This window comes from Cellulomonas rhizosphaerae (assembly GCF_003470205.1).
In the GTDB taxonomy this organism is placed as follows: Bacteria; Actinomycetota; Actinomycetes; order Actinomycetales; family Cellulomonadaceae; genus Cellulomonas; species Cellulomonas rhizosphaerae.
On the sequence record NZ_QWKP01000110.1, the window covers coordinates 1 to 10323 of the forward strand.

Here is a 10323-nt window from a genome sequence, read left to right on the forward strand (position 1 = left end):
AGGATCGCGCTGAGCAGCATGCTCACGGTCAGCGTCACCGCGCGGGCGCTCGTCGGCGGGTTCGTGTACACCGGCTCGTCGAACGGGTCGGGCTGCGGCGCACGGTCCTGCTGAGGCGCGTCGTCGGGCAAGGGCTGGTCGGGCACGGGCCGATCATGCCCCACGCTCATGTGCGTCGTCGCCCGCGGGCCTGGCGCCACACCGCAGCGGTGCCGATCAGTGCGACCGCGGCCCCGGCCGCACCGAGTGCCGCCGCGTCCCGCGCCCCGACCCGCCGGCCCGCCACGCCCAGCCGGCCCTGCACGCCCTCGAGCAGCACGTCCAGGCACGCGGCGCTGGACCAGCGCGCCTCCCAGCCGGCCGCGACGAGCCCGTCGGACGCGACCGTCCACGGGTAGACGACGTACGCGAGCTCCGATGCGGGCGCGGGCAGCACGCCGACCCGGTGCAGGCGCTCGGCCGTGCCGAAAGCCGTGGTCGCGGCGAGCTCGATCCGCCGCATCCCCGAGGCGGCCTCGACCTGCGCAGGCGTGAGGACGTCGGGCGCCCCCACGGTGAGCGGGCCGGTCAGCCCGTGGTCCACCGCGAACCGTGCCGCGGCGGCCACGTCCTCGACGTGCACGAACTGCCAGGTCCGGACCGCGCCGCGCACGGTCAGCAGGCGCGGCGCCTCGAAGTGGCGCGTGACGAACGTGTCGATGCCCGGGCCGACGAGGGCCGCGGGGCGGAGCACGGTGAGCAGGGGGGTCCGGCGCCGGGCGGCCCGGGCGACGACCGCCTCGACGCCGAGCAGCCCGCCGACGAGCCCACCGCGGTCGGCCTCGTCGGGGTGGTGCAGGTCGTCGCCGTCGTGGATGACCGGGCGGTCGAGCCACGCGCCGTGCACGACCGCGGAGGTGACCACGACGACGTGCGCGACACCCGCGTCGCGGGCCGCGGACAGGGTCCTCTGCGCGTGCGCCACGGTCGCGGCGACCTCGTCGGCCGGTCCGCGCGCGACGAGCGTGGCGAGATCCCCGGGGTGCGCGACGACGACGAGCACGCGCGCTCCCGCGAGCGCTTTCGCCGGCTCGCGCTCGGGCAGCGCGTCCAGCGTGCGCACCGGGCCGTCCCAGGCGGCGGTCAGCGCCGCCGCGAGCGCGCCCGGCCCGACGACGACGACGTCGCCGCCCTGCTGCACGCCGCCCGTGCGCGGACTGCGCCCTGAGCGAACCTGCGAGATCACCGTCCCCCGTTCCCCGGCCACGTGGTTACCGTGGACGCAGCCGGCCCCCATCGTCGCAGGAGGTCCCCGTGAGTTCCGAACACCCCGCCGTCCCCGGCCCCGACGGCTCGGGCGAGCCGTGGGAGCAGATGCTGCGCGCCATGCTCGGCCCCGGCGCCGACGAGGCGATCCGCGAGCTGCGCGAGCGCGGCATCGACCCGGCCGCCATGTCCGGCCTGCCGACCGACCCCGCGGCGCTGCAGCAGGCGTTCACGCAGATGCAGAGCATGCTCGCGGCGTCGGGCGACGAGCCCGTGAACTGGCAGATGGCGCACGACCTGGCGCGCCAGCAGGCGTCGTCCGAGGGCGACCCGTCCCTGACTCCGGCCCAGACGCGGCAGGTGCTGGAGGCGCTGACGCTCGCCGAGCTGTGGCTCGACGCGGCGACCGAGCTGCCGCCCGCGTCCGGCTCGCCGCGCGCCTGGAGCCGCGCCGAGTGGGTCGAGGCGACGCTGCCGACCTGGCGCACGCTCACCGAGCCGGTGGCCAGCTCGCTGTCCAACGCGCTGGTCGGCACGCTCGGGGACGCGATGGGCGAGGGCTTCGGCACCGACCTCGAGGGCGAGCTGCCCGGCGGCATCGACGCCACGCAGCTGCTGCGCCGGCTCGGGTCGGCGGTCTTCGGGCTGCAGGTCGGGCAGGCGGCGGGCACGCTCGCGCGCGACGTGTTCGGCACGACCGACATCGGGCTCCCCCTGCTGGCCAGCCCCACGCCCGCGCTCGTCGCCTCGAACGTGGACGCGTTCGCGGCCGGGCTCGACGCGCCGGTCGACGAGGTCCGACTCTTCCTCGCGCTGCGCGAGGCGGCCGCCACCCGGCTGTTCACGCACGTGCCGTGGCTGCGCGCGCACCTGCTCGCCACGGTCGAGGCCTACGCGCGCGGCATCACGATCGACGCCGACCAGCTCGAGGAGGCCGTCCGCTCGATCGACCCGACCGACGCCGCGGCCCTGCAGCAGGCGCTGTCCGGCGGCGTGTTCGCGCCGCACACCACGCCGCAGCAGAAGGCCGCGCTCGAGCGGCTCGAGACGGCGCTCGCGCTGGTCGAGGGCTGGGTCGACGAGGTCGCCGCCGCCGCCGCGATGCCGCACCTGCCCCACACGGTCGCGCTGCGCGAGATGATCCGCCGCCGCCGCGCCGCCGGTGGTCCCGCCGAGCAGACCTTCGCCAACCTCGTCGGCCTCGAGCTGCGGCCCCGCCGGCTGCGCGACGCGGCCGCCCTGTGGTCGCAGATCGCGCGCGACAACGGGACGCAGGCGCGCGACGCGGTGTGGGACCACCCCGACCTGCTGCCGACGGCCGAGGACCTCGACGATCCCGCGGGCTACTCGACCCGGCGGGCCGCCGCGGTCGACGAGGCCGCCGAGGTGGACCGGGCACTGGCCGAGATCCTGGGCGAGGACCCGGACGCCGCTGCTGGCGCGTAGCCGGGCGCGCCGCGAAGCCGCCCGTGGCGGGCGGGCGGCGCCGGGCTGTCAGGCCGTCGGCGCCTCGTCGCGAACCTTGCGCCGGGGGCGCTGCGGCGCGGGTGGGGTGACCTCGTCGAACAGCGTGATCGGGTCGTCGACCGCGCCGGCGTCGGCGACCTCGTCGCCCTCGACCCCGCCTCCCGTCACGCCGTCGACCTCGTCGCCCTCGTCCGCGACGCCCGCTGCGTCCTCGCCCCGCTCGGCGCGGAACGAGTAGCCCTCGAGGAACCCCTGCGCGCGCTGGGTGCGGGGGTAGGCGTCGAGCTCGGCCCAGAACTCGGGCCCGTGGCCCGCGTGCAGCAGGTGCGTGAGCTCGTGCAGCAGGACGTAGTCGATGACCCAGCGCGGCATCCCGCGCACGCGGTCGGAGATCCGGATCGTGCCCTCGGACGGGGTGCACGATCCCCAGCGGCGCCCCTGATTGGTCGACCACCGCACGCTCGTCGGGACCGCGCGGCTCGACAGGTACCGCGCCGACAGCTCCCGCGCGCGGTCCGCGAGCTCCACGTCCGACGGCCGCCGCCGGCGCTCCTGCGTCGCCAGGCGGGTGACCATCCGGTGCACCCACTCCTTCTCCTGGGCGCGCGTGAACCGGGCCGGGATGGCGATCACGGTCCGCTCCCCCTCACGCCACGCGCTGACGGTCCGCACGCGCTTGCGCGACCTGCGGACCTCGACCAGCGCCGGGTCGTGAAGTGACTGCACACCGGCACGCTAGCGCCCAGCGCCCACACCTCACCCGATTGATGCGCCGACATACCGGCGCGTCCCGCTCAGAGATCGGCCTCCAGGCGTGCACGCGCGGCTAGGGTTGTTGGCGCTCGGCCTGGTCGAACGACCGGTCCGACCGCCGGCCGGCGGAATCCCGGTCCGGTTCACGACATCGAGGGAGGACCGGCGATGGCCGAGACGTATGCAGGCGAGTTCTACTGCGTGAAGTGCAAGGAGAAGCGCGAGGCCGAGGGTGACGTCGTCGTCTCCGAGTCGGGGCGCAGGATGGCCAAGGCCGTCTGTCCGGTCTGCGGCACGAAGCTCAACCGCATCCTCGGCAAGGCCTGAGCACTCCGCACTTCCCGAAAGGGGGCGCCGTCCACCCGGACGGCGCCCTTTTCGCATCCCGGCCGGCGGGCCTGTGGATGGGGGCCGACGTCGGGGGGCGCGCGGTGGCAGGGTGAGGCGGTCGAAGGGGGGCCGATGCGGCTGCGTGAGGGGCTGCGGGTGGTGCGCCGCAGCGACACCGAGGTCCAGGTCGGGACCGACCCGCGCTGGGCGGTGCGCATCACGGACCTCGCGCACGACGAGGTCGCCGCGCTGCTGACCGCCGACGCCGTGCCGGGGCCGAGCGGCTCCGACGGGTCGACAGTCGGGCGCGGCGCACTCCCCACGCACACACCGCGGCTGCGCGCGATCGCCGATCAGCTCGTCGCCGCCCAGCTCGCGCACGCTGCGACGGACGGTCGGCCGAACGCACGGTCGGACGCTCGGTCGGACCGTGGGCTCGACGGTCGGGTCGCTCGCGGCACGGGCACCTCGGACGCCCAGGCGTGGGACCTCGTCGACGGCACGGGCCGGGACCGGGTGGCCGCGCGCGCCCAGCGGGTCGTCGGCGTGCTGGGCCTCGGCCCGACCGGGACCACCGTCGCGCTCGCTCTCGCGGCCTCGGGGGTCGGGACGGTGCTGGTCGACGACGCACGCCCCGTCCGGTCGACCGACGTCGGCGGGTGCGGGTACCGGTGGAGCGACGTCGGCCGGCAGCGAGACACCGTCGTCGCGCGCATGGTGCGTGACGCCGCGCCGCGGGTGGCGATCGAGAGCACGCGCGTGCCGGACCTGCTGGTCGTCGTCGAGCACGGCGCGACCGACCCGGTCCGGGCCGCGGACGTGCTGGCCACGGGCGTACCGCACCTGTCGGTGGTCGTGCGCGAGGCCGACGTCGTCGTCGGGCCCCTCGTCGTCGACGGCGACGGGCCGTGCCTGCGGTGTCTCGACCTGCACCGCGCCGACGCCGATGCCGCATGGCCCGTGGTGGCCGAGGAGCTGTCTCGCCCCGCACGGGACGGCGACGAGGTCGGCGTGCTCGCCGCGGTCGCGGGCGGGTTGGCCGCCGCCGCCGCGCTCGGGTTCCTCGACCGGCGCGAGCCCCTCGCGGCGAGCTACGAGGTCGGTCTGCCGGACGCGGTCCCCCGCAGACGCGACTGGGCGGTGCACCCCTCCTGCGGGTGCACCGCCCAGTCGATCTGACAGGTGTTCATGCCGTCAGGGCCGTCGCGTCGTCAGGTCATCGCGTCGTCAGGCGACGACCGCGTTCTTCCGCGGCCGCCCCCGACCACGCTTCGTGGCCACCACGACTCCACCGATGAAGACCTCGCCACCCCACACGCCCCACGGCTCGGCGCGCTCGATGGCGCCGGCCAGGCAGCCCTCGAGGAGCGGGCACTCGCGGCACAGGGCCTTGGCCTGCTCGACCTGGGTGGTCTGCTCCGCGAACCAGAGCTCCGGGTCGCCCGAGCGGCAAGGGATGAAGTCGGCGACGAGCTGGTCGAAACGCTCGTCGGTGGTCGTGGTGCTGGCGGCGGTCGGCCAGGGACCGGATCCGGTCCGGTCGGTGTCGAGCAGCGTCGTGAGCCGCACGATGTCCTCCTGATGTCCTTGCTGGTGGGTCGAGGTCTGTGGGATCAGAGGCCTCGACCCCCGCATCAGGGGGAAAAGAGAAAGGCCGCGGATCCGGTGACGGACTCCGCGGCCTGCTGACCTGGGAAGGTCAGAGCGGGGATGTCCGACGGAGTCGGGGATCGGTCGCACCGAGGGCGATGACCGGGGTGTGGGCCGACTTCGGCGTACCGCCGATCGGCTCGGTCACCAGAACGCTCGTGCCGCCCACGGGGATGAACCCGAACGTGGACAGAGCGCGCCCCTGGAGCTTCGTAGCGACGGGCACGAGGGAGCGCTGGCGCGGCTCGAACGTGTACGTCGACTGGACCGTCATGTTCTTCATCGCAACCGCACCCCCTCTCTGCTACGGACCGGCCTCTCGGCGCGGTCACTCTCTACAAGGACAGGAACACCCTAGGACGGGCCCGGAAGTGCGGACAACCGAATTAACGAAGAATCTTCGACGAGTTTTTTCGGGGCGGGACAGACCGCCGCGAAGCGCCCAGAGATCGGTCTCAGCCGGCCGGGGCCGCAGCGTCCGCGACGACCTCGAGGATCCGGTCGCCGACGGTCGCGAGCGTCTGCTGACCGACCCCGCGCAGGCGCGCGAGCTCCTCGAGCGTGGCCGGCCGGCGGGCGGCGATCGCCTCGAGGGCCGTGGTCGTGAGCACGCGTGCGGGGGTGACGCCGGTCTGGCGGGCCTGCTCCTCGCGCCAGGTGGTCAGCCGGTCCGCGATGCGGCGTGCCGTCGGGTCGTCGCTGACCTCGCGCGGCGTGTGCGGCTGCGAGCGGGCGGTGCCGGGCCAGAGCGGGACGAGGAACCGCGACATCGAGCGGGACGCGCGGCCGCCGGGCATGCGCGAGCGCGCCCAGGACAGCTGCAGGTGCTCGCGGGCACGGGTGACGCCGACGTACAGCAGGCGGCGCTCCTCGGCCACGGCCGCCGGGGTGTCAGCGAGTGCGGTGGGCAGCAACCCCTCGCTGAGGCCGGCCAGGAACACGGCGTCCCACTCCAGGCCCTTCGCGGCGTGCAGAGACGCGAGGGTGACGCCCTCGACGGTCGGCGCGTGCTGTGCCGACGCGCGCTCGGCGAGCTCGGCCACGTACTCGGCCACCGTGGTGGCCTCGTTCGCGAGCGCCATCTCGTCGGCCAGGGTGACCAGTGCCTGCAGCGCGTCCCACCGTTCGCGTGCCGCACCGCGGGTCGGCGGCGGCTCCGGGGTCCAGTGGGCCGAGACGAGGATGTCGCGCACCGCGTCCGGCATGGGCTGGTCCGGGTCCGCCGCGCGTGCGCCGCCGCGCAGCAGCACGAGCGCGTCACGGACGTCGCGACGCGCGAAGAACCGCTCGCCGCCGCGCACCTGGTAGCCGATCCCGGCCGACGCGAGCGCCTCCTCGAAGGCCTCCGACTGGGCGTTGGTGCGGTAGAGGATCGCGATCTCGCTGGGCCGGGTGCCGTCGGCGATGAGGCGCGCGGCCGCACGCGCGATGGCGACCGCCTCCGAGTCGTCGTCGTCGTACGTCGCGTAGCGGACCTCGGGGCCGTCCGGACGCTGCGCGCGCAGCTCGAGCGGCGTGGGGCCACCGGCGTGCCGGGTCGCGTCGATGACCCGGTTCGCGAGCGAGACCACCTGGGGCGTCGAGCGGTAGTCGCGCACGAGCCGCACGACCTCGGCGCCGGGGTGGTTCTTCGCGAACGAGGTCAGGTGGTGGGGCGTCGCACCGGCGAACGAGTAGATGGTCTGGCTCGGGTCGCCGACGACGCACAGCTCCTGCCGGCCGCCGAGCCACTGGTCGAGCAGGTACTGCTGCAGCGGGCTGACGTCCTGGTACTCGTCGACGACGAAGTGCCGGTACTGGCCGCGGACCTCGTCGGCCACGTCCCGACGTTCCGCGAGCATGGCCGCGAGCAGCAGCAGGACGTCCTCGAAGTCGATCACCGCGCGCTCGTCCTTGACCTCCTCGTAGGCGATCATCAGGCGCGCGACGGCCTGTGCGTCGTTCCCGCCGGGCACGACGCGGTCGATGGCGGCGGCGGCCTTGGCGTACTCGTCGGCCACCACGAGCGAGACCTTGGCCCACTCGATCTCGGAGGCGAGGTCGCGCACCGAGGTGCGGTCCGCGGCGATCCCCACCCGGCGCGCGGCCTCGGCGACGAGCTGCGCCTTCTGCTCGAGGATCCGCGGCGGCGCCCCGCCGACGACCTTGGGCCAGAAGAACCCGAGCTGGCGCAGCGCTGCCGCGTGGAACGTGCGGGCCTGGACGCCGCCGGCGCCCAGCGCGCGCAGCCGGGTGCGCATCTCCCCCGCGGCGCGTGCCGTGAACGTCACCGCGAGCACGTTGCCGGGCTTGTAGATCCCCGCCGCGATCCCGTAGGCGATGCGGTGGGTGATCGCGCGCGTCTTGCCGGTGCCCGCACCCGCGAGCACGCAGACGGGTCCGCGCAGGGCGGTGGCGACGGCTCGCTGCTCGGGATCGAGCGCGGCCAGCAGGTCATCGGCGGACATCGGCCCTAGTCTCGCAGCCGCCACCGACACCGACGGCCCCGTCCACAGCCCCGGTCGCGCGACGCGGGAAGATGACGCGGCTCGTCGCTGTTGAGCAGGTGGCAGCTCATGTACCCGTCACGATGAGGACCCGATGACCGCGCAGACCGTACCCGCCCCCGGCACCATCACGATGTACTCCACCACCTGGTGCGGGTACTGCCGCCGGCTCAAGACGCAGCTCGACTCCGAGGGCATCGGCTACACCGAGATCGACATCGAGGACCACCCGGACGCCGCCGAGCTGGTCGCGTCGCTCAACGGGGGCAACCAGACCGTGCCGACCGTCGTGTTCCCGGACGGCTCCGCTGCCACCAACCCGTCGCTCGTGCAGGTCAAGCAGCGTCTCGCCGCCTGACCAGGCTCACCGCCAGGTCGCGCTCGGGTCCGAGGATGCGGGCAGCGGACCGCCGAACCAGTCCTCGACCAGGGCACGGGCGATCGACGCGCGCCCGGGCGGGATGACCTCGCCCGCGCGAACGGCCGCGGCGAGCTCGTCGCGCGTGAACCACCGCGCCTCGACGAGCTCGTCGCCGTCCGGCCGCACCTCCGTGCTCGTCGCGTGGGCGAAGAAACCGACCATGAGCGAGGCCGGGAACGGCCAGGGCTGGCTGCCGCGGTACTCGACGTCGCCGACGACGACCGCCGCTTCCTCCAGCACCTCGCGGCGCACCGCGTGCTCGAGCGACTCGCCCGGCTCGACGAACCCCGCAAGGGTCGAGAACCGTCGCTCGGCCCAGGCGGCCGCGCGGCCGAGCAGCAGACGGTCGCTCTCGTCGACGACCGCCATGATCACGGCGGCGTCCGTGCGCGGGTAGTGCTCGGAACCGTCCGCCACGCACCGGCGGACCCAGCCTGCCTGCACCACCGTCGTCGCCGCGCCGCAGCGCGGGCAGCGGGGGTGGCGCGTGTGCCACGCGTCGAGCGCGACCGCGGTCGTGGCCAGCCCAGCGTCGAGCGCGGACAGGTCTCCCCCGATCTGGCGCAGCGGCGTCCAACGGTCCTGTCCGGTCTCGTCGTCCGGCGTCCCCGTCGCCGGACGGTGGACCAGCACGTCGGCCGCCTCGCCGCGGCGCGGGACCGGGTGACCGGCGGGGACGCGCAGCGCCAGGTAGGTGGTCGCCTCGTGGCGGCCGAGCAGCAGCCATGCCTCGTCGTCGGGGGGCGACTGCGTCTGCGCGCGCGAGGCCACCGCGTCCGCGACCGTGAGCAGGGACAACGCCCCGTCGTCGCCGGTGAGCACCTGCGCGTCCGCGACGAGCAGCACCCGGGTGGCCGTGTCGGCCCGTGCGTCGTCGAGCGCGTCCGGGCGGGTGCGGAGCTCGGCCGCCCGGTCCGCCAGGGCTCGGGACAGGGGCAGCTCGTCGGAGATCACCGCGCCACGGTACGCGCGCAGACGAGCGTCCCGCCGAGCCCGACCGCGCGCCGCCGCGCTCGACGCCGCAACGGACGAAGCGGGCAGACACGCCGCGCGGCGCGCCAGGGCTGAGCGTGCGGCGCCCTACGCTGTGGCCGTGCCTCGATCTCCGCTCGCCCTCGCCGCCCTGGCGACGGTCGCCGTGCCCGGACTGGACGCGTTCGACGTCCGACGCCCCGCGCACCCGGGCACCGACTTCGACATCGCGGTCGTCATCGACGCCACGCGTCGTCGCTGGGTGGTCCGTGCTCCCGTGAACGCCGCGGCCGGTGCCGCGCTCGAGGCGGAGGTCGTGCTGCTCGACGCACTGGGCACCGCCGCCGAGGAGAGCAAGCTGCCGTTCGCCGTGCCGCGCCCGGTCGGCTTCGCGCACCTGCCCGAGGGCGGCCGCGCCACGGTCCACGCCGAGATCCAGGGCCGCACGCTCTCGCTCGACGAGCTCGCTCCCGGTCCGGGCCTGTCGGCGTCGGTCGGCCGGGCCATCGCCGCGATCCACGAGCTGTCGCCGTCGATCGTCGAGAACGCCGGGCTGCCGGTGTACGACGCCGAGGCCTACCGCGCGCGCCGCCAGGCGGAGGTCGACGAGGCCGCACGCACCGGTCGCGTGCCCGCGACGCTGCTGCGCCGGTGGGAGGAGCGCCTCGAGGACGTCTCGATGTGGCGGTTCCGGCCGGTCGTCACGCACGGGGACCTGACCAACGAGCGGATCCTGGTCCGCGACGGTGCCGTCAGCGGCATCCTGCACTGGGGCGACGCGTGCGTCGCCGACCCCGCCGACGACCTGTCCTCGATCCTCGTGGCGGCTCCGCCCGACGCGACCGACTCGATCGTCGAGGCCTACCAGCTGCGGCGGACCGAGCTCATCGACCCGCACCTCGTCGACCGCGCCCTGCTCGTGGGCGAGCTCGCGCTGGCGCGCTGGCTGCTCTACGGCGTGCGGTCGGGCAGCGGGGACATCGTCGAGGACGCGGTCGG

11 protein-coding genes are annotated in these 10323 nt (G+C 75.1%); 5 read left to right on the top strand and 6 right to left on the bottom strand.

The genetic code is table 11. The features are described 5' to 3' along the window. Positions 1–166: 166 nt before the first annotated feature. Positions 167–1246, bottom strand: a complete 1080-nt coding sequence (locus D1825_RS02615) for a Rossmann-fold NAD(P)-binding domain-containing protein (protein WP_233549581.1) — start codon at positions 1244–1246, stop codon at positions 167–169. Between the two features lie 107 nt (positions 1247–1353). Between D1825_RS02615 and D1825_RS02620 the strand changes: the two genes are divergently transcribed. Beyond that, positions 1354–2691 (top strand): zinc-dependent metalloprotease, encoded by a 1338-nt coding sequence (locus D1825_RS02620; protein WP_118765937.1) that lies wholly within the window; start codon positions 1354–1356, stop codon positions 2689–2691. Positions 2692–2739: 48 nt separating this feature from the next. Here the strand turns inward: D1825_RS02620 and D1825_RS02625 are convergent, their stop codons facing one another. Further along, positions 2740–3438: a M48 metallopeptidase family protein gene (locus D1825_RS02625; RefSeq protein WP_118765930.1), complete on the bottom strand. Its 699-nt coding sequence runs from the start codon at positions 3436–3438 to the stop codon at positions 2740–2742. A 195-nt stretch (positions 3439–3633) separates the two neighbouring features. Between D1825_RS02625 and D1825_RS18385 the strand changes: the two genes are divergently transcribed. After that, positions 3634–3792, top strand: a complete 159-nt coding sequence (locus D1825_RS18385) for a DUF5679 domain-containing protein (protein WP_090034128.1) — start codon at positions 3634–3636, stop codon at positions 3790–3792. Positions 3793–3927: 135 nt separating this feature from the next. Then, the gene (locus D1825_RS02635; RefSeq protein ID WP_118765931.1) at positions 3928–4974 is read left to right on the top strand and encodes a ThiF family adenylyltransferase; all 1047 of its coding nucleotides are present in this window, start codon (positions 3928–3930) and stop codon (positions 4972–4974) included. A 48-nt stretch (positions 4975–5022) separates the two neighbouring features. Here the strand turns inward: D1825_RS02635 and D1825_RS18520 are convergent, their stop codons facing one another. The 3 genes from D1825_RS18520 to D1825_RS02650 all read right to left on the bottom strand — a co-directional run bounded on the left by D1825_RS18520 (position 5023) and on the right by D1825_RS02650 (position 7892). After that, positions 5023–5364 (bottom strand): WhiB family transcriptional regulator, encoded by a 342-nt coding sequence (locus tag D1825_RS18520; RefSeq protein ID WP_325051454.1) that lies wholly within the window; start codon positions 5362–5364, stop codon positions 5023–5025. 130 nt (positions 5365–5494) lie between these two features. Continuing rightward, complete coding sequence (locus tag D1825_RS02645; protein WP_138067381.1) at positions 5495–5728, bottom strand: hypothetical protein; 234 nt, start codon at positions 5726–5728, stop codon at positions 5495–5497. A 172-nt stretch (positions 5729–5900) separates the two neighbouring features. Further along, entirely contained in the window at positions 5901–7892 is a 1992-nt protein-coding gene (locus tag D1825_RS02650; protein ID WP_118765934.1) for an ATP-dependent helicase, read from the bottom strand. A gap of 133 nt (positions 7893–8025) precedes the next feature. On the opposite strand from D1825_RS02650, the gene D1825_RS02655 reads away from it, so the two are divergent. After that, entirely contained in the window at positions 8026–8289 is a 264-nt protein-coding gene (locus D1825_RS02655; RefSeq protein WP_118765935.1) for a mycoredoxin, read from the top strand. Positions 8290–8295: 6 nt separating this feature from the next. Here D1825_RS02655 and nudC read toward each other — a convergent pair whose 3' ends face one another. Then, positions 8296–9306, bottom strand: coding sequence for an NAD(+) diphosphatase (nudC, locus tag D1825_RS02660; protein ID WP_118765936.1), 1011 nt, complete (start codon positions 9304–9306; stop codon positions 8296–8298). A gap of 139 nt (positions 9307–9445) precedes the next feature. Between nudC and D1825_RS02665 the strand changes: the two genes are divergently transcribed. Beyond that, on the top strand, positions 9446–10323 hold an 878-nt coding region (locus D1825_RS02665; protein ID WP_118765938.1), incomplete at its 3' end, for a phosphotransferase.

Coding starts and splice junctions, on each gene's coding strand:
- D1825_RS02620 (WP_118765937.1), top strand. CDS start 1,354: ATGCTGCGCGCCATGCTCGGCCCCGGCGCCGACGAGGCGATCCGCGAG.
- D1825_RS18385 (WP_090034128.1), top strand. CDS start 3,634: ATGGCCGAGACGTATGCAGGCGAGTTCTACTGCGTGAAGTGCAAGGAG.
- D1825_RS02650 (WP_118765934.1), bottom strand. CDS start 7,892: ATGTCCGCCGATGACCTGCTGGCCGCGCTCGATCCCGAGCAGCGAGCC.
- D1825_RS02635 (WP_118765931.1), top strand. CDS start 3,928: ATGCGGCTGCGTGAGGGGCTGCGGGTGGTGCGCCGCAGCGACACCGAG.
- D1825_RS02655 (WP_118765935.1), top strand. CDS start 8,026: ATGACCGCGCAGACCGTACCCGCCCCCGGCACCATCACGATGTACTCC.
- D1825_RS02645 (WP_138067381.1), bottom strand. CDS start 5,728: ATGAAGAACATGACGGTCCAGTCGACGTACACGTTCGAGCCGCGCCAG.